Annotated in this window: 17 protein-coding genes and 1 pseudogene; 9 read left to right on the top strand and 9 right to left on the bottom strand. The window is 67.3% G+C overall.

Annotated features, from left to right (window positions below; genetic code table 11):
• Nucleotides 1-143 precede the first annotated feature (143 nt).
• Entirely contained in the window at nucleotides 144-794 is a 651-nt protein-coding gene (locus PQB87_RS28990; protein ID WP_301860616.1) for a pyridoxamine 5'-phosphate oxidase family protein, read from the top strand.
• Nucleotides 795-1167: 373 nt separating this feature from the next.
• Here PQB87_RS28990 and PQB87_RS28985 read toward each other — a convergent pair whose 3' ends face one another.
• Nucleotides 1168-3000, bottom strand: coding sequence for a S53 family peptidase (locus PQB87_RS28985; RefSeq protein WP_059684404.1), 1833 nt, complete (start codon nucleotides 2998-3000; stop codon nucleotides 1168-1170).
• A gap of 668 nt (nucleotides 3001-3668) precedes the next feature.
• Between PQB87_RS28985 and PQB87_RS28980 the strand changes: the two are divergent.
• A pseudogene (locus PQB87_RS28980) lies at nucleotides 3669-3788 on the top strand (APH(3') family aminoglycoside O-phosphotransferase); the annotation flags it as partial.
• Nucleotides 3789-3903: 115 nt separating this feature from the next.
• Here the strand turns inward: PQB87_RS28980 and PQB87_RS28975 are convergent.
• From PQB87_RS28975 to PQB87_RS28965, 3 genes are read right to left on the bottom strand one after another with little or no spacing between them, the layout of a single operon-like run.
• A complete protein-coding gene (locus PQB87_RS28975) occupies nucleotides 3904-5391 on the bottom strand; it encodes an efflux transporter outer membrane subunit (RefSeq protein ID WP_153489824.1) in 1488 nt (495 codons plus the stop codon).
• A gap of 13 nt (nucleotides 5392-5404) precedes the next feature.
• A complete protein-coding gene (locus PQB87_RS28970) occupies nucleotides 5405-6991 on the bottom strand; it encodes an MDR family MFS transporter (RefSeq protein WP_059521446.1) in 1587 nt (528 codons plus the stop codon).
• Nucleotides 6984-8117 (bottom strand): HlyD family secretion protein, encoded by a 1134-nt coding sequence (locus tag PQB87_RS28965; protein ID WP_489243075.1) that lies wholly within the window; start codon nucleotides 8115-8117, stop codon nucleotides 6984-6986. Before PQB87_RS28965 ends, PQB87_RS28970 begins: the two co-directional genes overlap by 8 nt.
• Nucleotides 8118-8209: 92 nt before the next feature.
• Here PQB87_RS28965 and PQB87_RS28960 point away from each other — a divergent pair, with 92 nt between their 5' ends.
• On the top strand, nucleotides 8210-9049 hold the full coding sequence (locus PQB87_RS28960; RefSeq protein WP_489243074.1) for a CerR family C-terminal domain-containing protein: 840 nt from the start codon (nucleotides 8210-8212) through the stop codon (nucleotides 9047-9049).
• A gap of 28 nt (nucleotides 9050-9077) precedes the next feature.
• Here PQB87_RS28960 and PQB87_RS28955 read toward each other — a convergent pair whose 3' ends face one another.
• Nucleotides 9078-11573: a mechanosensitive ion channel family protein gene (locus PQB87_RS28955; RefSeq protein ID WP_489243073.1), complete on the bottom strand. Its 2496-nt coding sequence runs from the start codon at nucleotides 11571-11573 to the stop codon at nucleotides 9078-9080.
• Between the two features lie 288 nt (nucleotides 11574-11861).
• A complete protein-coding gene (locus tag PQB87_RS28950; protein ID WP_489243072.1) occupies nucleotides 11862-12821 on the bottom strand; it encodes an LLM class oxidoreductase in 960 nt (319 codons plus the stop codon).
• Nucleotides 12822-13019: 198 nt separating this feature from the next.
• Here PQB87_RS28950 and PQB87_RS28945 point away from each other — a divergent pair, with 198 nt between their 5' ends.
• Nucleotides 13020-13418 carry a lysozyme inhibitor LprI family protein gene (locus PQB87_RS28945; RefSeq protein WP_489243071.1) on the top strand — a complete coding sequence of 133 codons (399 nt, stop codon included), beginning with the start codon at nucleotides 13020-13022 and terminating at the stop codon, nucleotides 13416-13418.
• A 21-nt stretch (nucleotides 13419-13439) separates the two neighbouring features.
• Here PQB87_RS28945 and PQB87_RS28940 read toward each other — a convergent pair whose 3' ends face one another.
• Complete coding sequence (locus PQB87_RS28940) at nucleotides 13440-14171, bottom strand: GNAT family N-acetyltransferase (protein WP_489243070.1); 732 nt, start codon at nucleotides 14169-14171, stop codon at nucleotides 13440-13442.
• A gap of 1080 nt (nucleotides 14172-15251) precedes the next feature.
• Here PQB87_RS28940 and PQB87_RS28935 point away from each other — a divergent pair.
• The 4 genes from PQB87_RS28935 (at nucleotide 15252) to PQB87_RS28920 (ending at nucleotide 18841) form a co-directional block, all read left to right on the top strand.
• Nucleotides 15252-16148: an NAD-dependent protein deacetylase gene (locus PQB87_RS28935; RefSeq protein WP_489243069.1), complete on the top strand. Its 897-nt coding sequence runs from the start codon at nucleotides 15252-15254 to the stop codon at nucleotides 16146-16148.
• Nucleotides 16145-16786, top strand: coding sequence for a DUF938 domain-containing protein (locus PQB87_RS28930; RefSeq protein WP_111942470.1), 642 nt, complete (start codon nucleotides 16145-16147; stop codon nucleotides 16784-16786). Before PQB87_RS28935 ends, PQB87_RS28930 begins: the two co-directional genes overlap by 4 nt.
• A 97-nt stretch (nucleotides 16787-16883) precedes the next feature.
• On the top strand, nucleotides 16884-18296 hold the full coding sequence (gene gnd, locus PQB87_RS28925) for an NADP-dependent phosphogluconate dehydrogenase (RefSeq protein ID WP_021160879.1): 1413 nt from the start codon (nucleotides 16884-16886) through the stop codon (nucleotides 18294-18296).
• 200 nt (nucleotides 18297-18496) lie between these two features.
• Nucleotides 18497-18841 carry a DUF4148 domain-containing protein gene (locus PQB87_RS28920; RefSeq protein WP_021160880.1) on the top strand — a complete coding sequence of 115 codons (345 nt, stop codon included), beginning with the start codon at nucleotides 18497-18499 and terminating at the stop codon, nucleotides 18839-18841.
• A gap of 128 nt (nucleotides 18842-18969) precedes the next feature.
• Here the strand turns inward: PQB87_RS28920 and PQB87_RS28915 are convergent, their stop codons facing one another.
• The gene (locus PQB87_RS28915) at nucleotides 18970-19290 is read right to left on the bottom strand and encodes a hypothetical protein (RefSeq protein WP_021160881.1); all 321 of its coding nucleotides are present in this window, start codon (nucleotides 19288-19290) and stop codon (nucleotides 18970-18972) included.
• Nucleotides 19291-19702: 412 nt separating this feature from the next.
• On the opposite strand from PQB87_RS28915, the gene PQB87_RS28910 reads away from it, so the two are divergent.
• Complete coding sequence (locus PQB87_RS28910; RefSeq protein WP_233342774.1) at nucleotides 19703-20437, top strand: peptidoglycan DD-metalloendopeptidase family protein; 735 nt, start codon at nucleotides 19703-19705, stop codon at nucleotides 20435-20437.
• A 57-nt stretch (nucleotides 20438-20494) separates the two neighbouring features.
• Here PQB87_RS28910 and PQB87_RS28905 read toward each other — a convergent pair whose 3' ends face one another.
• Nucleotides 20495-21133, bottom strand: coding sequence for a Pr6Pr family membrane protein (locus PQB87_RS28905; RefSeq protein WP_027791100.1), 639 nt, complete (start codon nucleotides 21131-21133; stop codon nucleotides 20495-20497).
• Nucleotides 21134-21313 lie beyond the last annotated feature (180 nt).

The raw sequence follows: 21313 nt of genomic DNA, 5'->3' as shown, positions 1-21313 counted from the left end.
CGATCGGTCGTTCAGGCGTGGAAGTCGCACGCGTTCAATTCGATTAACTTCGCAGTACAAATGTATTCCGGGCGGATCATTGAGCCCTGCCGGAACGCGGGTCGCTCGATGTGCGCAAGGGCGCGCGAACAGGAAAACGAAACATGAAAGACCAGACCGTCATCGCTTCCACACCCCGCACCACCATTCGCCGCCTGCCGGAATTGGCGAATCGCGATCGCACGATGCTTCATCGCATCGTGGACGAAGCCTACGTCTGCCACATCGCGTTCGGTGCAGGCGACGACACGCATTGCATCCCGACCGCGCACTGGAGACGGGGCGATGACCTCTATATTCACGGGTCCAACGGTAGCCGGATGATCAAGGCGCTGTCGGCGGGCGCGCCGGCCTCCATCGCGATTACGTTGCTGGACGGGCTCGTGCTGGCCAGGTCGGCCTTCAACCATTCGATGAATTATCGATCCGCGGTGATCTACGGGCGGTTCGACGTCGTGGCGGGCCGTGACGACAAGCTGGCGGCGCTGGATGCGTTGATGGACAAGATCGCACCCGGTCGCAAGCATGACGCGCGGCCCGGCAACGAGAAGGAAATCAATGCGACCAGCGTGCTGCGGATTGCGCTTGCGGAAGCGGCGGTGAAAGTCAGCGATTCGCTGCCTTCCGACAAGGATGAAGATCTTACGCTTGCTGTCTGGACGGGAGTCCTGCCGCTGAAGACGACGCGCGGCGCACCGGTTCATGCCGACGGCAACATGCCGGTGCCGGACTACGTCCGGAACTGGGCCGAGTGAGTTGTGCGGCAAGGCCGCGCGGCTTCGCGGAAGTCGGCGTGGTACGGCGGGGTACGGCGTATGGGGCGTGCTCGCGTCGCATGGCGGCACGACGCGCGTTTCGCCGGCAGGCAGCGTGAATACCGCGCTGCCGTGACGGGGTGCGTTTCACTCGGTGCGATGCTCATGCTCGGGTAATGAACATGAAAGGTGCGTGCGCAACGATTTCAAGGTCGACGAATGCGTCGTCGCACCGGCTGCTGCCCGCGAGAACGCGCGGAACGCAAAAAAACCCGCGACGGCCTGGCAGCCCTCGCGGGTTATTTGAACGACCACATCCGGTTCCAGACGTGCGCTCAGGAGCGTACGCGGAACCGGGGCAGTCATCGGTCCATCAGCGCGCGAAATCCGGCGTGCTCTGGATGAACGCGTTCAGCTTCGAGATGTTCACGCTGCCGAAGCCCGTCGTCGCGTCCCAGCCGGCCTTCGCCTTGTAGCCGTAGGTGCCGCTGCCGTTGTTGCCGGACGTGACATCGTGCAGCAGCGCCGCGTTGCTCGGGAAGTACTTGTAGAGGCTCGACGCGGGGAACCCGAGCGCATTGTTGTTCGCGGACTGCAGCCGCGCCCAGATGCCCGTGAAGATCGGCGCGGCGAGGCTCGTGCCGCCTTCGTTGTTCAGGTAGCCCGAGCCCCACAGCGTGTCGGACGTCTGGCCGTTCACGACGAGAATCGCGCCGGTGCGCAGGTCGGCATCGAAGCCGACGTCGGGCAGCGCGCGCTTGGTCGATCCCGTGAGGCTCGACGATTGCCACGACGGCGCGGCTTCGTACTTGCTGTACCCGCCGCCCGTCGACCACACGGTGCCCGGCTGCCAGCTCGGATCGTTCCAGACGATCTCGCTGTTGTAAGCGTTGGTCGACGTATTGGTGAACAGCGTCGTGCCGCCTACTGCGATCACGTAAGGCGACGTTGCCGGCTCGCTCACCGTGTAGGTCGAGCGCGACGGCGTGCCGCCCGCGCATTCGTATGCACCGTGGTCGCCGGCGGATACCGAGAAGGTTTGCCCTTGCGCGATCGCCTGCTTGAAGATGGTGTCGTCGGTTGCCTGCGAGCCGGTGCTGTTCGCGGACGATTCGCACACGCCGAGCGACACGTTGATTACCTTCGCGACGTTGTCGGTCACGGCCTTGTTGTACGCGGCGGTGATCGCCGTGAGCGTCATCGACGGTGCGACGTAGAACACGACCTGCTTCACGCTGCCGCCGGCCGCGCCGACGATCGACTGGCTGTCGAGGTTCCATTCGACGGTGCCGTCGGTGTCGGTGTACGAGCTGCCGGACGGGCCCGTCTTCACGATGCTGCTGCTGATCGTGCCGAGGCTGTTGTTTGCGGCGAACGTGTTGAGGTCGCTCACCGTCTGCGACAGGTCGCCTTCGGAGATGATGCCGACGGTGGTCTGCGAGGCCGTCGGCGTACCGTTGCCGCCGTAGATCGACGAGAACTCGGTCGGGTTGTGCGGCACCGCCGATGCGCCGGCCGGAATCGTCAGGTTGCTGGTGTTGCCTTGCGGCTTGCTGCCCGCGCCCGTGTGCATCAGTTCGACGTTCTGCAGGCCCAGCACCGCGCCCACGACGCCGCCGATCGCGTTCGGCACCTGCGCGGCGTCGGTATTCGCATAAACGCTGCGGCCGTTGCGCGTGAAGCGCTTGAGCGTCGTGCGGAACGCGGACTTGATGGTCGCCGCGGTGCCGGACGCCGATACCAGCAGGCGGTTCGGTGCGACCACGATGTTCACGAAGCCTTCCTTGCGCAGGTGCGCGACGACCGAGGCGACCTGCTGGTCGGTCGGCGCATATTGCGCGGCGAACTGCGCCGGCGTGAGGAACTGCCGGTAGTGCGGCGAGCCGGGCGTATGCAGGTCGTGCAGGTATTGGTCGAGCTGTGCTTCGTTGCGCAGGTTCAGCCCGAGCACGATGTCCACCGATTCGCCGGGTGCCATCTCGATGGCTGCCGTGGCAGCGGCGGCCGTGCTTGCGGCAGGCGCGCCGGCCGTACCGGCTTCGCTCTGCTGCACGAGCGGCAGGAAGCCCTTGGTGCGCGTTTCCGTCCAGCCGGCCGCGGGCGCGGCGTGGACGGTCGCGATGCCGAACGATGCGGCTGCCGCGGCGGCGAAGGCGAGCTTGATGAAGCGATTGTGCTTTTGATTCTTGTCTGCAACCTGATTCATTTGAATTACCCCTCCGGTTGAACATCGAACGGCACGAACAACAACGGTCGACAGCGGTGCGGATCGTGCACCGCCGATTTCTGTCGCATGCGTGCGGATGGCGCGGACGCGACAGGGCCTTTCGCCCGATCCGGAAAGGTGTTTTTTCTCGGGGGGCGAAATTCGGAAAATGCGGTAGCGAGAGGGCTGCGTCGCGATACGGCGCAGTCGCGCGGACTGGGCGCGGGCGGGATTGCTAGAGCAACAGTTTCGTTGTCCTGCTCATTTGATTCGATCCTTCGGCCCGCTGCCGGATGGCAGTTGTCCAATGAAATGCATCGGGATGTCGCATGGCCGGCGCGCGAACGATACGGCCGGCGGCTGGCACTTCGGTGCGGCGGAAACGAAAAAAACGTGGAGCGGAAGCGATTGCGCAGTGAGCAATTTGTCAGATTGCTTGCATCGGACGGTATCAAGAACGAAAGCGGGGTGTCAAACTTTTTTTGGTTATATGAAACAAATTTAAAGCGAATAAATGCAATGTTTTTGAAAATATTGGCAGTAATTTGTAATATTCGACGCCAACGAAGAAAGTAATGCTGAATGCGGTTCGCCGATCGTTTCCGGTTCGATGCGTAATTGGCGCGACTGCGTCGACCGTGTTCGAGGCGCGACTCGAATCGCCGAGGCGAGATATCGAAGCCGATCTCGGCAGTGAATGGGGCGCGCCTTTCTTCGGCCGGTACGGAATCGGGCAGCCCGATCCGGGCCGGATCGCTTTCTACCGGCTGCTCGACGAGTTTTTCTGATTCATCGGGTGGTCACGGGCGGCGCGCGAAACGGTTTTTCTGTTCCGCGCATCGCTGTTGTCGATGCGGTTGCAGCCGCGACAAACCCGGCCGCACGGCACCGCTCGACTCACCGTCAACCCGCGCCCGCCTGCCACCCGAGCCCGAGGCTCTTCTGCACCGACACGTAGTCCTTGATCAGTTCGGCCTGCCCGGCGATCACGTTCTGTTGCGCGGAAAGCGCTTCGCGTTGCGTATCGAGCAGGTCGATCATCGATGCGACGCCCGCGCGATAGCGTTCATCCATCAGCGATCGCGAATGCACGGCGGAGGTTTGAACCCTGGTGAGCGCAACGACGTGCTCGCGCTGGTGTCCGTAGCGCTGCAATGCCGTGTTGGCATCCTGCAACGCACCGAGCACCGCCTTCTGATAGTTCGCTTCCGCTTCGTCGCGCGATGCTTCGGCCGCGCGCACCGCGCCACGCGTGCGCCCGAAGTCGAGAATGTTCCATTGCAGATACGGCGCGCCGACCCACGTGAAGTTCTGCTTGCGGAGCAGGTGGCCCGGGTCCGTCGCGCTGAAGCCGAGATCGCCGAGCAGCGTCACCTTCGGGAAGTAATCGGCGACATGCTCGCCGATCTGCGCATTGCTCGATGCGAGCCGGCGCTCGGCCGCGCGAATGTCGGGGCGCTGCTTCAGCAGCGTGGCCGGATCGCCGATCGCGACGCTGCCGGGCAGCGTCGGCAGCGGCGCGGCCGGTGTCGTCAGCGTCGCGTCGAGCGCACCCGGCGCGCGCCCCGTCAGGATCGCGAGCCGGTCGAGCGATTCCGTCACCTGCGCGTCGAGCGGGATCAGCGAGGCTCGCGTGTTCTCGACCTGTGTCGTCAGGCGTTCGATGTCGGTATCGGCCGCGACGCCGCGCGCGCGGCGCTGCTGCGTGAGTTCGAGCATCTTCTGCTGCAACTCGGCGGTGCGTCGCGACAGCGCAAGCCGCTGCTGCTGATCGCGGAGGTCGACATACGCGTTCGCGACTTCTGCCGCGATCGACACCTGCGTGTCGGCGAGATCGGCGTCGACTGCTTCCGCTTGCGCGGACGCGGCTTCGACCGCCCGGCGCGTACCGCCGAACAGGTCGATTTCCCAGGTTGCGTCGAAGCCTGCCGAATAGAGCTGCAGCGGACCCGAGCCGCCCAGCGACGGCGATGCACTGCCCGACTGGTTCGAGTCGTTCGACGGCAGCAGCGAACCGAGTGCGCCGACGTCCGGCTCGCGCATGCGGATGGCGGCGACGGTGGCGGACGATTTCGGCAACTGCGCCGCGCGCTGTTGCGAGAGCTGCGCGCGCGATGCGCGCAAGCGTGCCTGCGCAGCGTGCAGATCGGGGTTGTACGCGAGCGCCGCAGTGATCAGGTCGTCGAGCTGGCGATCGTCGAGCGCGTGCCACCACGCGCTTGGCGCGGGCGCGGCGGTGTCGACACCGGAGGCCGGCGCGCGCACGAAGATCGGCGCATCCGGTGCGGCGGGCGCGCCGCGGTAGTCGGGGCCGACCGTGCAGCCGGCGAGCAGGCACGCGGCCGCACACAGCGTGAGCACGGGGCGGCGGGGCAGGGAGAAGGGTTTCATCGCGTAAGACGGTTCAGTGGCCCGACGACATCGGCTGCGGCCCGCGCGGCGTTCTCAGCAGCAGCGCGAGCGGCACGCAGGCGAGCAGTGCAAGGCCCAGCAGATAGAAGGTTTCGGAATAGGTCATCACGACGGCCTGGACCTGGATCTGCTGCGCCAGCTGTCCGAGCGCGCGCATGTTCGAATACGCGAGATCGCCGGTGTGTGCGAACCAGTTGGCCGCGTAGGCCGACAGCCGGTCCTGCCCGATCAGCGAGTTCGCCGTCACCGATTCGCGCAGCGCGGCCGTATGGAAGGTCGTGCGCCGGTCGATCACGGTGCCGATGATCGCGAGCCCGATCGAGCCGCCGAGGTTGCGTGCCATGTTGTAGAGCCCGGCTGCATCGCCGGAGTCTTCGCGTGCGACGGCCGCCATCGATGCCTGGTTGAGCGGCATCATCGCGAGCATCTGCGCGACGCCGCGAATCAGTTGCGACCAGACGAAGTCGTGGCCGACGCTCTGCGCGGTCAGGCTGATGTCGAGCATGCAGCTCAGGCAGAACAGCAGCAGCCCGGAGATCACGAGGATGCGGAAATCGACCTTGCCGAGCAGGCGCGGCAGGATCGGCATCACGAGAAAGGCCGGCAGCCCCGACAGCAGCATGATTGCGCCCGCCTGTTCCGCGTTGTAGCCGGCGACGATCGCGAGGAACTGCGGCAGCAGGTAGGACACGCCGTACAGGCCGGCACCGACCGCGGACACGATCACGATCACGCTCGCGTAGCGCGGGTTGCGCATCAGCGACAGCCGCATGATCGGCCGCTTCGCGAAGCGTTGCGACAGCGCGATCAGGATCATCCCGGCGAGCGACACCAGGCTCAATGTGACGATCATCTGCGATTCGAACCAGCGTTCGCGCTGGCCTTCCTCGAGCACGACGGTGAGCGAGCTCAGCCCGATCGCGAGGCCGGCGATCCCGAGCCAGTCCGCGTTGAAGAACGTGCTCCATTGCGGACGGTCGGACGGCAGCCCGAACCACAGCAGCCCCATCAACAGCAGGCACACCGGCAGGTTCAGGAAAAAGCACCAGCTCCAGTTCACGTTTTCCGCGAGCCAGCCGCCGAGCACCGGGCCGAACAGCGGCCCGAGCAGCACGATCAGGCCGAACAGCGTCATGCCGACCGGCAACTGAGACAGCGGCAGCCGCGTGCGGATGATGGTCTGCGCGGTCGGGATCAGCGCGCCGCCGGTGAAGCCCTGGCCGATCCGGCCGGCGATCATCATCGGCAGCGAATGCGACCAGCCGCACATCATCGAGAACGCGATGAACAGCGCGGAATTCGTCAGCAGGAAATTGCGCAGCCCGAACACGCGCGTGAGCCACGCGGCGAGCGGGATCATCACGATCTCCGACATCAGGTAGCCGGTCGAGATCCACGTGCCTTCGGTGCCGGTCGCGCCGATTTCACCCTGGATCTGCGGCAGCGCGGAATTCGTGATCGAGATGTCGAGCGTCGCCATCAGCGCGCCGAGCGCGCCGGCCGCGACCGCGATCCAGTCGGTCACGCTCGCACGGCCTTCATGCGGCGGCGCGGGCATCGTGGCGGACGGTTCAGCCATGATGCGACTCGTCGCGGGCCGAGCGCGTATCGACGTCGACCGTCACCGACAGCCCCGGCAGCAGCATGCGCTGCGCGCGGGCGTTCGCGGCGAGGCGGATGCGCACCGGCACGCGCTGGACGATCTTCGTGAAGTTGCCGGTCGCATTCTCGGGCGGCAGGAGGGCGAACTGCGCGCCGGTGCCGGGTGCGAAGCTGTCGACGACGCCGGACAGCGCACCGTCCGGCAATGCGTCGACGTGCAGTTCGACCGGCTGGCCGATACGCATGTTGCCGATCTGCGTTTCCTTGAAGTTCGCGACGAGGTAGATCGAATCGACGGGCACCACGGTCAGCAGGCGCGTGCCGGGCTGCACGTATTGACCGACGCGCACCGTGCGATCGCCGACGCGGCCGGCGAGGGTGCTGCGCACGATCGTGTTGTCGAGGTCGAGCTGGGCCTGTGCGGCACTGGCCTGCGCGGCTTCGAGCTGCGCGCGCGCCTGCTGGAGCTGGGCGGTGAACGACGCGATCTGCGTGCGTGCGGCCGCGATCGACGCATTGTTCGCGGCGAGCGTCGCGACCGCCTGATCGCGCGTGCTCTTCAGGTCTGCCACACGTTCGTGCGTCTCCGCACCGGTCGCCGCGAGTGGCGCATAACGCGCGTATTCGTCGCCGGCGTGCTGCGCATTGATCCGCGACACCTTCGCCTGCGCGTCGGCCTGTTCGAGATTCGCACGCTGCTGGCTGATGTCGGCCTCGGCGCGTGCGATATCCGCGCGGCGCGCATCGACGGTCGCAAGCGATTGCGCGAGCGCAACCTGGTACTGGCGGACGTCGAGTCGCACGAGCGGATCGCCGGCCTTCACGGCCTGGTTGTCGCGGACATACACATCGGTCACGTAGCCGGCGACCTTCGGCGCGGCAGTCATGCTGTCCGCCTGCAGGTACGCGTCGTTGGTACTTTCGATAAAACGGCCGACCGTCCACCAGCGGCCGAGCCAGACGGCGCCGCCGATCGCCGCGAGCACGGCGACGACGAGCAGGATGCGCCGTTTCGATCCGTTTCCGGATTTGCTTCCGTTTCGCGGTGTTGTTCCGTTTTCCTGATGATCTGCTTGCAGTGGCGGGTCTTGCGGCGTCGACATTCCGGTGTCCAATTTATTCCAAGTGGAAGAATTATTCCAGTTGATAAAATTGTGTCAAGTAGAATATCGATCGATCGAATGACGGGGAAGGCATGAACGAAGCGAAGAAGCTGCGCCGGACGTCGGCGGGCGGCTACGCCCGCGGCGACGAAACGCGCCAGCGGATCATCGAGGCGGCGATCGAACTGTTCGGCGAGCGCGGGTTCGCGGGTGCATCGACACGCGAGATCGCCGCGATGGCCGGCGTGAACGCGCCGGCGCTCCAGTACTACTTCGAGAACAAGGAGGGCGTGTACCGCGCGTGCGTCGAGGCGATCGCGGAGAACGGCAGGGAAGTGTTCGCACCGTCGGTCGGCCATGCGAGGGCGATGCTCGATGCGGACGCGGACGTCGACGTGCTGATCGACGCGTTCATCGGGCTGCTGCGCGCGCTGTCGGACCGGATGTTCACCGCGCCGAAGACGATGAACCAGCGGATGTTCTTCGCACGCGAGCAAGGCGGCCAGGAGCCGGCGAGCGCGAGCGAGATCCTGATGAAGCGCATGCGCAAGCCGCTCAACGACGTGAGCGCCGAACTGATCGGCCGTATCTCGGGCCGGCCGGCCAACGATCCCGTCACCCGATTGCGCGCGCTGAGCCTGTTCGGGCAGATCACGGTGTTCCACATCGCGCAGCGTTCGGCGCTGCAGTTGCTCGAATGGGAGGCGTTCGAGGGCGAGCGCGCGGCATTGCTGGTCGACACGATCGCCGACCAGACACGCCTGCTGCTCGAGCAATGGCATGCGCAGCGCGACGTATCGGCTGCCGATCCGGAAGCCGGCGCGAAGCGCGGGCAGGGCGCGGCGGCGAAACGTGCGGCCAAGGCGAAGGCGGGGGCATCGGCGTCCGTCGCGAAAAGCACGCGGCGCGTGAACAAGCCCGCCGCGCGTTGAGCGCGGGGCGGCATCGCCCCCGGGCCGGTCAACCCGGCTTGCGCTCCGGTTCGGCGGGCGACGGCGGCCGGGCCGCCGGTTCTGCAGCATGGCCGTTGCCGCTGTTGTCACCGTCGCCGCCATTGTCGCCATTGCCGCCGTTTTCGCCTTCGACGACAGGCCACGATCCGTCCGCATAGGCGACGACGCTGCGCTGCGGATCGGCGATCCGGATGCCGCGTTCGCGGAACGTCTCCGCGATCCGCCGGTTGAATTCACGCTGCACGCTCCAGCGCGTCGCGTCCGTGCATTGCATCTGTCCGGCCAGCGCGAGTGCCGCGCCGTCGACCTGGTCGATCCCCCAGTAGCTGAAGTCCGACAGGATGCCGTCGCGGTATTTCGGATCGTCGCGCAACGCCGCGCCGATCTCCTTCAGCGTCGCGATCGCGCGATCGATATCCTCGCCGTAGGCAATACTGATCTTGACGGCGGCGTTGCCGAGCCCGCGATTCGTGTTGTTGACGGTCGTCACGGAGCTGAACGGGATCGTGTACAGCGACCCGTCGCCCGCGCGCAGTCGCACGGTGCGGATCGACAGGTACTCGACCGTACCCGACACGCCGGCGAGCGTGACCCAGTCGCCGACCTGCATCGCGTTTTCCATCAGCAGGAAGATCCCGGTGATGAAATCCTGCACGAGCTTCTGCGAGCCGAAGCCGAGCGCGACACCGAAGATGCTCGCGCCGGCAAGCAGCGGGCCGACGTTCACGCCGAGCTGGCTGAGGCCCGTCAGCACGACGACGAGCGCGATCATCACGAACAGCAGCGAGCGCAACATCGGCAGCAGCGTGCGCAGTCGCGCCGCGCGCACGAGATTGCCTTCGCGTGTCCATCGTTGAAGGCGGCGCTCGATCGCGATGTTCGCGGCTTCCCACACGAGGAGCGCGACGATGGCCGCGATCGCGATCGTCACCAGCGCCGACGCGAGGCGGTGGCCGATGGTGCCGGTTTCGAACGCGCGGAAGATCGGCACGCCCCAGATCTGCAGCAGCAACACGACGGTCACGATGCCGATCGCGCCCGACACGATCTGGCGCAGCAGCGGGTAGTAGCGGTACGCGTGCAGGTGGACGAGCGTGCGGTCTTCGTCGCGGCCCTGGAACAGTCGCGCGAGCGCGCCGAACACGACGATCGAGACCATCCGCATGCCGATCATCACGGCGATCGAGCGGCCGCCGAGCGTGATCAGCACGCGGTAGCCGTTGTGGACGTCGAGCGCCCACACGAACCACAGCGCCATCACGATGAATACCGACACGGGGGCCCACGCGTCCGCGAGCGCATTCGCGACCATCTCGAAGGACGCACGGTCGTCGCCGGCCGCGCGGATCCGCGCGGCGACCGGCTGGCGGCACCGCAGGATCAGCGCCGACACCATCAGGTGCCCGACGAGCGCGACGGCTTTCAGCAGGGCGACATGACCGGCCTCGCTGAGCCCGAAGCTCGCGGCGATCTCGACAGCGGCCGTGCAGGCGCCGACCACGATCACGATTCGCGCGATCGAGCGTTGCGCGAAATCGGCCCACGCATCGCTGATGTGCAGCAACCGCAATTGCCGCGCATCGGGCTGGAAGAGCAGCCGGCTGACGATCGTGACGAGCCGGCAGATCACGTAGATGTCGATCAGCGCTTCGAGCGCGGATTCGATCGGGATGCCCGTCTCTCCGATCGCGGACATCGTCAGGCTCGCGACACCGACGAACACGAGCAGCGGCACGGCCCGCAACGCGAGGCTGACGAGCGCGCGCGGCATCCGGTGCAGCAGCGTGGTGTGGCGGCGCGCGTGGCCTCGGCCTGGTGACGATGCGGGGGCGGTGTCAGGGGCATCGGCGGGATCGGCGGTGTCGGGTTTGGCGAGGGTGTCCGGCGGTGCGTCGTCGTCATCGGGCGTGGCGGAGTCCGGCGCGGTGCGGCGCGACGTGTCGGCACGCCGTGCGGCCACTGCGGCCAGCGCACGTCGCAACAGCCGCTTTGCCAACCATTCGACGAAGAGCGCGGGCACGAGCACGGCGACGATGATCCAGAACGCGTGCGCGAGATCCGCGCGCTCGTCGGCTCGCACCAGCCTGTCGTGCCACCAGCTTCCGACCGAGCCGACATCGAGCAGCGAGTGCAGCGACTCCTTCAGCGCGCCGCCGATTTCGGTGGCCCAGCGCGATCCCTGCCGGACGAGCATCGACGCGAGCCCGTTCGACGTGAGCGCGCCCGGGGCCGCGGCAGCTGGTGCGCCGCTGGCCGCCGCCGCATCGCTTGCCACGACCGCGGGTGCGCTCAGCGCGCCGACGGCCGCGATCGCACGCAGCGTCGTTTCGACCTGCGCGCGATCGCGGGGATTTTCGAGCACGTCGAGTGCCTGCCGAGCCTGTTGCGGCGTCAGCGCGGGCGCGGTGCCGGAAGCGGCCGACGCGGCGGCCGGAGCGGGAGCGGCCGCGTGAGCGGCCGTGACGACGGCGGCAAGCAGCCAGCCGAGGAGGATATGTCGCATGGAGTGGGCATGCGGGCGCGCATCGGCGCGCGGCCCGCCGGGCTGAACGATGGACGGGAAGTTAACATGATCGCGCCCGGAACCGAATAGTTCCGTCGACGATCATTCGAATCGGGCATGCACGACGCGGCGCGGCCGTTTGCGGCGCGTTTCCGCGGTCATGTGGCTGAGGCAGGGAAGGTGAGGCAGGGAAGGTGAGGCGACTCGATTGCCGGCGTGTAATGCCCGCTTGCGGGCAACGGCGAGCGCCGCGCGCATCGCGCCGAATTCATCCGGAATCCTGCCAAATCACGCTTCCCCGTTGTGAAAAACCGGCAGGACGTGTTCCGCGATTTCTTCGATGACGTCGCGCACGGGCCGGTCCGAGCCCGGATTCAGCGTGACGTGATGCGTGCCTGCCGCGCGCATGTCCCGCAGGATGTCGATCAATGCGTGGCGTCCGGTTGCATAACCGAGCGGCAATGCGGTGGCCGGCGCATCGGGATCCGTGACGAGGTCGACGCGCATCGACACGCCGAACGCGCGAAAGGCCGGCGACGCGAGCCTTTCAACCGCCGCCCGCCACATCGAATAGCGTGCGCGCTGCGTGTCCGGATCGCGGTGGTACGTCATCCAGCCGATCGAGTGACGCGCGATCCAGTCGACGCTTTGCCCGCCCGAGCCGACCGCCAGCATCGGCACCGCGTCGGCGCCGCGAGGCAGCAGCGTGAAGTCGGGCGCATCGGGCGGCGCTTCGTCGGGCAGCACGCGCGATGGCACGCCGAGCGCGGCCGCGACGACGTCCCAGTGCGCGCGGTACCGGTCGCGGCGCGTTTCCGCGTCGACGCCGAACGCCGCATATTCGGGCGGCCGGTCGCCGGAGCCGAGCCCGAGGATGAAGCGTCCGCCCGACAGCGTCGCGACCGACAGCGCGCCTTTCGCGATATGCAGCGGATGGCGCAGCGGCAGCACGATCGCGCCGCTGGCGAGTGCAATCCGGCGCGTGCGTGACGCCAGTGCGCCGAGCAGGACCCACGGGTCGAGGTGGCCGACCGGGTCGGGATAGTCGGCGCTGTTCAGCGGCACGTCGCGAATCCACAGCGCGCGAAAGCCGAGCGTGTCGGCCAGCGCCGCGAGTTCGAGTTGCTCGTCGAAGTCGGCGACGACATGGCCGGTGCGAAGCAGCGGCAACGTGAGGCCGATCGACAACTGCCCGGCCGAAAAGACGCGATGCGCGACGTCGGGGCGGGCAGGGGCGGGCGTGGTCATGTCGGGTCCTTGGAGGCGGGGCAAAGCGGGCGCGCGACGTTGCGTGTCCGAATGCTAGCGTGTTTGCGCGCCGGCTGCGCGGCACGGCATCCGCAGCGCCCGATCGGGCGTGACCGCTGACGTCGAGGTAACGAGAGCCATGCGGGCAGCGGGCCGGGCATAATCGGTGCCTTCGATCATTGAGAACGGCGAATCCGGATGAATACGCTTCAACACGCGGTGATCGGTCTGGCGGCGAGCGCGGTGCTTTTCACGGTTGCGTCCGACGCACGCGCGGACGATGCGCAGCGCACCGCTATCTGCAAGACCGCCGAGGAAACGGGCTATACGGCCGACATCCGCAATTGCCTGCGGCTGAAATACGACGAGGCCGACCGACGGTTGAATGCCGTCTACAAGACGAAGATGGCGAGCCTGGATGCACAGGGCAAGGCGCGGTTGCGCGACGACGAGCGCCGCTGGCTCAAGGCGCGGGATGCCGCCTGCGCCGAATCGCGGCAGCCCGATGCCGGCGGTACGCTCGGGCTCGTGGAGGTTGACAGTTGCTTCGTCGGCGAAACCGAACGCCGCGTCAAGGTCATCGAGGCCTTTCGTTGAGGTGTCGCGCAGGCCCCGGCGCTATGCCACCCGCAGCGTCGTGCCGCGCAGCGTGAGGCTGAGGCGCGACGCCACGCGTCGTGACGCGCGGTTGTCGCTGTCGGTGCTGTAGAACAGCGTGCGGGTTCGAAGCGACGGCAGCCGCGACCACGCGGCGGTCACGGCGGCCGCGAGGCCGCGCCCCCGGAATGCAGGGGCCGTCGCGAGACCGAGCTCGGCACCGACTTCGGACAGCCGCGCGGCGAATGCGACCGAGGCGACTTCTCCGTCGACGACGGCCGCGCACCACGGCGCCCACAGATCGGCGGCGCCTTGAAACCCCATCGAGAACAGGCCTTCGGGCATCCCGCGCGTCGACAGTGCGTGCAGCAGATGCCGGCCCGCGTCGCTGTCGCCGTCGATCAGTTCGACGTGTGCGCCGGTGTCGAAACCGAGTGCGTGCGGCAGCGCGTAGACGAGGCCGATGTTCCAGTGCGGAACGGGAGCGAGCAGCGACAGATAGCGTTCGAGATGCGCGGGCTGCGTGAAGTCCGCCGACGGCGTTTCGCTGTCGGCCAGGCGCGCCAGTTGTTCTGCGACAGGAAAGGGCACGTCGGCGCGTACGCCCGCCAGGTTGCGTTCCGCGCATCTGCCGAGCCAGAAGCGGGGCCCGGGCGAGCAGTCCGGATCGTTCTCGCGTTCGATCCGGCGATCCGGATGCAGCCGGAACAGCGTCCGGTAGTCGATATCCAGCCAGTCGTGTGAGTCAGGCATAGGTCGGGCAGGGGGGCTCCCGTCAGGTGGCGGCGAGTTGCGTGAAGCAGGCCGGGGCGGGCCTGCGCGTTCGTTCGTGCGCAAGCGGCACTGTGGGGCGATTGTAAGCCGGTCGGCAATCGCGCGCGGATGCAACGACACGACATCGGCGCGGGCCGTGCCGGCGCGGCATGACGGCATGACGGCATGACGGCATGACGGCATGACGGCATCGCGGCATGCCTGGCCGACGGTCGCGGATCCGGCACGCGTTTCAGTTTCGAAACGTTCGCGCTGCTTGCCGGTGCGCAATTCGCCGCGATGGCCCCGCTGTGGCCCGCGCGGCCTTGCGGCGTGAAGCATGGTGCGCTCCTTGCATATCTGTACGGGCCGTGAGCGCGGTCGCGGACGCAGTCGGTCCGGCGATCGCTTCAGTGGGTCGGACGTATCGGAGACGGGGACAAGAGAATGAAAACAGACCGAATCGCAACATGGCGTGTTGCAAACATGAATCGCCGACCTGCCTGGGTATTCGCTTCGCCGTTGATCGAGGCGACGTGAGCGCGCGGCTTTCCGTTCCATCCGAGCAATCGGGTTTGTTCTGAACGACGACGTGCAGGTGTGACGCACGAGGCCGACTGGTGCCGGTCGGCCGTCGGGGACGAACTTCGATTATCTGTGGATGGCCCGGCCCGGAACCCGGATCGTCATGCTGGCGCGCGCAACGCGAGTCGTCGCGCGGCGCAGGTGTTCGTGCGCCGTGTCTCGCGTCGGCGCGACGGGCCCGAACCGGATCGCACCGGAAAGCCGGCAGCGCATCGATGTGTCCGGCACCGCGGAATACGTGCAGTCCAGGGGAAGCGTTCGCCGGCCGCGGCATGGCGGGCGCCGCGAAATTGTGCTGTCAGTTGATCCACTACCCCGATGGATCAATTGTTGAAGCGCCCATCGCCGAGTGGCGGATGGGCGTCTTTTTTTGTGCGCCGGTTTGCGACGCGGGCCATCGGCCCGATCGCGCGGCGTTCTGTATCATGTGCTGGCGTGCCTGGCTGCCCGTGCGGGCGCACGGCTTGCCGGCGCACCCGATCACGCATTGCCAACATGAACGACACAGCCCTGCACGACCCCTCGACCGCCGGCATCGATCCGGCCGCCCTCGATGCGCTGCAGACGTTCGTCGAACGTCATCCGCGCCTGCTGGTACTGACCGGCGCGGGCATCAGCACCGACTCCGGCATTCCCGGCTATCGCGACCGCAACGGCCAGTGGATGCGCTCGCCGCCGATTCAGCTCCATGAATTCCTCGGCTCCGATGCCGCGCGGCGGCGTTACTGGGCGCGCAGCATGATCGGCTGGCCCGTCGTCGGCCGCGCGCAGCCGAACGGGTCGCACGTTGCGCTGGCGCGGCTCGGCAGCGCGGGGCGGATCGAGCGTCTCGTCACGCAGAACGTCGACGGCCTGCACCAGCGCGCGGGCAGCGGCGACGTGATCGAGCTGCACGGCGGCATCGACGGCGTCACGTGTCTCGACTGCGGCGCGCATCATGCGCGCGCGACGATCCAGGTCATGCTCGAGGCCGATAATCCCGAGCTGCTGGGCGCGCAGGCCGAGCCTGCCGCGGACGGCGACGCGCATCTCGAATGGGCGGCGCTCGACACGTTCCGCATCCCGGAGTGCCCCGCGTGCGGCGGGCTGCTGAAGCCGGCGGTCGTGTTCTTCGGCGAAAACGTGCCGCGCGAGCGCGTGGCGCTCGCGTCGCAGGCGCTCGATGCGGCCGATGCGCTGCTCGTCGTCGGCTCGTCGCTGATGGTGTATTCCGGCTACCGCTTCTGCGTGTGGGCGCAGGCGCAGCACAAGCCGGTCGCTGCGCTCAATCTCGGCCATACGCGCGCCGATCCGATCCTGACGCTGAAGGTCGAGGCGCGCTGCGCACCCGCGCTCGACGCACTCACCGCGCGGCTGGGCCTCGGGGGCCACGCACCGGAGCACGCATCGTGATCGATCCGACCGCTTCGCCCGATCCGTCCGCGCGGCTGTCGGCGCCGGCAGCCGAACGCAATCGCGGGCCGATCCTCGACGTCTTGCGCCGCGTGTTGCCGGCGAGCGGCCGCGTGCTCGAAATCGCGAGCGGCACGGGCCAGCACGTCGTCCACTTCGCACAGGCGCTGCCGGGCCTGCACTGGCAACCGAGCGATCCCGATGCGCAGGCGCGCCGCTCGATCGCCGCGTGGGTTGCCCATGCGGGCCTCGCGAACGTTGCCGGGCCGCTGGCGTTCGACGTGCGCGACGCGTCGTGGCCGGTCGACGCGCTCGACGCGATCGTCTGCATCAACATGATCCACATCTCGCCCTGGGCCTGCACCGACGCGCTGTTCGCGGGCGCGTCGCGCCTGCTGCGGCCGGGCGGCGTGCTGTTCCTGTACGGGCCGTATCGCCGCGAGGGCCGGCACACGGCGCCGTCGAACGAGGCATTCGACCTGCAATTGCGCAGCCGCGACCCGTCGTGGGGCGTGCGCGATCTCGAAACCGTCGTCGCGCTCGGCCTCGATCGCGGGCTCGACTGCATCGAGGTGGTCGAGATGCCGGCGAACAACCTGAGCGTCGTGTTCCGGCGGCTGCCGCACGCGGAGCAGTGACACGCAAGCGCGCATCGCCGCCGGGTTTCCACTATCCTTTCGCCTGTGCGCGCGACCCGGTTCGGGTCGCGCCCCGTTTTTTCCGGAGAATTGACTAATGGGCAAACAAGCAATCGGTGTGATCGGGCTCGCGGTGATGGGCCGCAATCTCGCACTCAATATCGAGAGCCGCGGTTACGCGGTGTCTGTGTACAACCGCAGCCGCGAGAAAACCGACGAACTGATCGCCGAATTCCCCGGCCGCAACCTGGTGCCGACCTATACGCTCGAGGAATTCGTCGCGTCGCTCGAAACGCCGCGCCGGATCCTGATGATGGTGAAGGCCGGCGAAGCGACCGATGCGACGATCGCATCGCTCAAGCCGCTGCTCGAGAAGGGCGATGTGCTGATCGACGGCGGCAACACGCATTTCACCGACACGATCCGCCGCAACCAGGAACTCGCGCAATCGGGCCTGCACTTCATCGGTACCGGCGTGTCGGGCGGCGAAGAGGGCGCGCTGCGCGGCCCGTCGATCATGCCTGGCGGCCAGCGTGACGCGTACGACCTCGTCGAGCCGATCCTCAAGCAGATCGCCGCGAAGGCGCCGTCGGACGGCGAGCCGTGCGTCGCCTACATGGGCCCGGACGGTGCGGGCCACTACGTGAAGATGGTCCACAACGGCATCGAATACGGCGACATGCAGCTGATCGCCGAAAGCTACTCGGTGCTGAAGGACGTCGCGGGCCTGACCAACGACGAACTCGGCGCGGTGTACACCGAATGGAACCAGGGCGAACTCGACAGCTACCTGATCGAGATCACGTCGAAGATCTTCGGCAAGAAGGACGAAGAGACCGGCAAGCACCTCGTCGACGTGATCCTCGATCGCGCCGCGCAGAAGGGCACCGGCAAGTGGACGAGCCAGAACGCGCTGGATCTCGGCGTGCCGCTGCCGCTCATCACCGAGTCGGTGTTCGCGCGCGTGCTGTCGTCGCTGAAGACGGAGCGTGTCGCGGCCAGCAAGATCCTGTCGGGCCCGGCCGCCGCGCCGTTCGACGGCGATCGCGCCGCGTTCGTCGAAGCGGTGCGCCGCGCGCTGTACCTGAGCAAGGTGATCTCGTACGCGCAGGGCTTCGCGCAACTGCGCACGGCATCCGAAGAATACGGCTGGAACCTCGATCTCGGGACGATCGCGAAGATCTTCCGCGCCGGTTGCATCATCCGCGCGCGCTTCCTGCAGAAGATCACGGACGCGTACGCGAAGGATCCGGCGCTCGCGAACCTGCTGCTCGATCCGTACTTCAAGGACATCGCCGCGAATTACCAGGCGTCGCTGCGCGACGTCGTGGTGGCCGCGGTGAAGGCAGGCGTGCCGGTACCGGCGTTCGCGTCGGCCGTCGCGTACTTCGACAGCTATCGCTCTGAGCGGCTGCCGGCGAACCTCGTGCAGGCGCAGCGCGACTTCTTCGGCGCGCACACGTTCGAGCGCACCGACAAGCCGGGCAGCTTCCACGCGAACTGGTCCTGACCGGCCGGCGGGGGCGGCATTGTTGCGAAAATCTATTCTTTGAATAGGGTTTTTCTATCCCGGATGCCGACATTGTTGGCTCCGGGGAAACAGTGTTTTCGTTCTTTCATGGTTTTCCCTAGGTGTTCCCGGGACTAAACTTTGTTCCATCGCTGCAGACATGGTGTGTGCGGCGGAGCAAAAAAATCCCGGAGGTAATCATGAAATCGCTGATCGCAACGTTCGCCGCAGCTGCCGTTCTCGCCGTTCCCGCCGTCTCGTTCGCCCAACAGAATGCGCCCGTCACCCGTGCACAGGTGAAGGCCGATCTGGTCGCCGTCCAACAGGCCGGCTACAAGCTGGGCAGCGACCGTACGAACTACCCGGAAAGCATTCAGGCCGCTGAAGCCCGCCTGAACCCGCAACAGAACGTTGCCGCTGCCGACACGACCGGCTATGGCGCACAACCGGCTGCCGCGCAGGAATCCGGCGCACCGGCCAAGGCCAAGACCGGCTGGCAAGTCAAGCGCATCGCTGACGACGCGCCGATCTACAAGGGCCGTTAATGGGGGTTCGGTCGGTGCGGCCGCGTTGGCGGCCTGATCCATCCCCTGAAGTACGAACAGCCCGTCGTTCCGGATAGCGGAACGACGGGCTGTTTTCATTGGTGGCGCGTATCGCGCCGACCGTCGGTTCAGTGCAGCGGGCGCCTGCCGCGCCCGATATCCCGGAACAGCGCTTCCGCCGGTTCCAGCACCTGCAGCCACGTTTCGTCGTAGCCGCTCAGCGTGTCGAGCGCGTCGCGCAGCCGCTCGATCGCGAGGACCGGCAGCTCGACGCTGTGGCGCGTGGCGCCGGTCATGTGCGCGACGCTCGCCAGCTGGACGAGCGCATCGGCCGCCTCGGCGACGTCGGTCGCGAACAGCAGGTGCCGGTTGAGCAATTCGACCAGGCCGCTGGAGCCGGAGAAATCGTCGGCGTTGAGCTGCACGGAAAGAAACGTCGCGTTGTTCATTGTCATGCTCCTCGTTGTCGTTGGATCGCGCAGTGCATCACCGAGTATAGGTGGCGATCGAAGGGGAGAATGTGACGGGATCGATACGGCAGGCGCGGGTGGCGAGGCGTGCGGAAGATCCGCGGCAGGCCCGCCCGGCGGGGCTCGCAGGCGGCCGGCTCGCTGCTGCGGCACCGCAAGATTGTTGCCGGATCAGGCATCGGTCGCGGCCTTGACCGCCACAAATGGTATCTTTGCCGATCGGAACGGCGCGAAAAAGGGGCCGGTGAGCCCATCGCGCCGATGTTCCGCTGTGGAAACTGACGGCCGCGAGAGCGGTCGGATACTGATTGGTCCGGCCCTTCGGCCGGACATCGTGCGTCGCGCGCCGGGGGGCGGTGGGCGGCGCAACGACGCAAATCCGGGAGGACCCTTGAGAGAAACTATTCCCATCCACGATGCGCCGACGCGCTGGCTGCCGCAGGCGGCACTCGTTGCCGCGGCCATCGCGCTGACGGGTTGCACGATGACGCCGTGGACCGACAGCTGGCAGCCGGCGCGCCAGTCGGCACCCGCGTCGGCCGCGACGCCGGGCGTGATCGCCGGCTATTACCGCGTGAATCCGGGCGATACGCTCGCGGGCGTCGCGAACGCGTACGGGCAGCGCGTGCAGGACGTGGCCAGCTGGAACCACATGGCGCCGACCGATGCCGTGTATCCCGGGCAGGTGCTGCGCGTCGCGCCGCCGCCTGCGGCGACGTCGCTCGGGCAGCCGCCCTCGGCGGCCGCGCAGCCGGGCTCGCTCGCCTGGCCGGCCACCGGTGTCGTGGCGACGCCGTTCGCGGCCGGCAGGACGCGCGGCATCGTGATCGCGGCGTCCGGCCCCGACCATTCGGTGCGGGCCGCGGCGGCCGGACGCGTGGTTTATGCGGGGTCCGGCGTCAAGGCCTACGGCCCGCTCGTGATCCTGAAGCATGAGAACGGGCTCATCACGGCCTACGGACACAACGGCAAACTGCTGGTCAACGAAGGCGACGCGGTGCGCCAGGGCCAGCCGGTCGCCGAAATGGGCACCGACGCGAGCGGCCGTTCGACGTTCGAGTTCGAAGTGCGCCAGAACGGCAAGGTCGTCGATCCGATCAACTTCCTGCCGCGCAACGGCGGCTGACGGCCCGCCTCACCCCGTGTGCGCCGGGCGGCGCACACGTTCCGGCGTTTCCCGCCTTCATCCTTTCCCGAGCGTCACCGCGCCCGACTGTCTCGCGTGATTGCCGAGCCAGCGAATGCCCAGTGCGAGCGCCGCCGCGCCGATCGCGATCAGCGAACACTGGATCGCGACCGGCAGGTAGCCATGCGGCCGCGGATCGACGAACGGGTAGGGATACCAGTTCTCCAGCGCGCCGCGCACGAGCGTATAGCCGAGATAGACGACCGGAAAGGCGAGCCACGCGAACGCGCTGCGCCGCGGGATCGGCAGGCGCGGCTCCACGTACAGCCAGTCGCACAGCACGACGAGCGGCACGATCCGGTGCAGTACCCAGTTGTTGAACGCCGGCGTGACGTGGCGCAGCGCATCGAGCCGTGCGAGCAGGAGCTCGTAGACGATCGCGGTGATCAGGACGTACAGCACCGCGGCGCCGCGCATCGATTCGTAGCGAGCCGAGCCGGGGCGGGCGATGCGCCAGAGCCCGGCGGCGAGCATCGCGGCCGCGTAGAGGCTGCTCAGTTGCGTGAAGTAGCTGAGAAAGTTGCCGAGCTCGAATGCAGGCATGCCCCAGTAGCCGGCGATGCTGTGCAACGTCGTCGACACCGCGAGCAACGCGGCGGTCAGCCGATAGGCCGCAACGAAGAACGCCTTGCTCATGATGCGCGCGCAACGTCGACACCAAAGCTTCATCGTGCCACAGCCGTTTACGGGCGCGATGCGGATTTTCCATATGACGGCCCGCGCGGCGCGTGCGCTGACGATTCGTCCGATATTTGACCTTGCCGCACAAAACCGGACGCACGTGCGGCTACAATCGTGGCAGCTTTGCCGGGCTGC

The sequence above is a fragment of the Burkholderia sp. KL41 genome (assembly GCF_057005415.2).
The sequence above is the reverse complement of the archived record's forward strand: the minus strand, read 5'-3'. Positions and strand labels throughout refer to the sequence as shown.

Excerpts from the sequence above, each read along its gene's own strand:
- PQB87_RS28985 (WP_059684404.1), bottom strand. The coding sequence starts at position 3,000 with ATGAATCAGGTTGCAGACAAGAATCAAAAGCACAATCGCTTCATCAAG.
- PQB87_RS28970 (WP_059521446.1), bottom strand. The coding sequence starts at position 6,991 with ATGGCTGAACCGTCCGCCACGATGCCCGCGCCGCCGCATGAAGGCCGT.
- PQB87_RS28990 (WP_301860616.1), top strand. The coding sequence starts at position 144 with ATGAAAGACCAGACCGTCATCGCTTCCACACCCCGCACCACCATTCGC.
- PQB87_RS28915 (WP_021160881.1), bottom strand. The coding sequence starts at position 19,290 with ATGAACAACGCGACGTTTCTTTCCGTGCAGCTCAACGCCGACGATTTC.
- PQB87_RS28920 (WP_021160880.1), top strand. The coding sequence starts at position 18,497 with ATGAAATCGCTGATCGCAACGTTCGCCGCAGCTGCCGTTCTCGCCGTT.
- PQB87_RS28905 (WP_027791100.1), bottom strand. The coding sequence starts at position 21,133 with ATGAGCAAGGCGTTCTTCGTTGCGGCCTATCGGCTGACCGCCGCGTTG.
- PQB87_RS28975 (WP_153489824.1), bottom strand. The coding sequence starts at position 5,391 with ATGAAACCCTTCTCCCTGCCCCGCCGCCCCGTGCTCACGCTGTGTGCG.
- PQB87_RS28935 (WP_489243069.1), top strand. The coding sequence starts at position 15,252 with ATGAACGACACAGCCCTGCACGACCCCTCGACCGCCGGCATCGATCCG.
- PQB87_RS28940 (WP_489243070.1), bottom strand. The coding sequence starts at position 14,171 with ATGCCTGACTCACACGACTGGCTGGATATCGACTACCGGACGCTGTTC.
- gnd (WP_021160879.1), top strand. The coding sequence starts at position 16,884 with ATGGGCAAACAAGCAATCGGTGTGATCGGGCTCGCGGTGATGGGCCGC.
- PQB87_RS28950 (WP_489243072.1), bottom strand. The coding sequence starts at position 12,821 with ATGACCACGCCCGCCCCTGCCCGCCCCGACGTCGCGCATCGCGTCTTT.
- PQB87_RS28945 (WP_489243071.1), top strand. The coding sequence starts at position 13,020 with ATGAATACGCTTCAACACGCGGTGATCGGTCTGGCGGCGAGCGCGGTG.
- PQB87_RS28955 (WP_489243073.1), bottom strand. The coding sequence starts at position 11,573 with ATGCGACATATCCTCCTCGGCTGGCTGCTTGCCGCCGTCGTCACGGCC.
- PQB87_RS28960 (WP_489243074.1), top strand. The coding sequence starts at position 8,210 with ATGAACGAAGCGAAGAAGCTGCGCCGGACGTCGGCGGGCGGCTACGCC.
- PQB87_RS28965 (WP_489243075.1), bottom strand. The coding sequence starts at position 8,117 with ATGTCGACGCCGCAAGACCCGCCACTGCAAGCAGATCATCAGGAAAAC.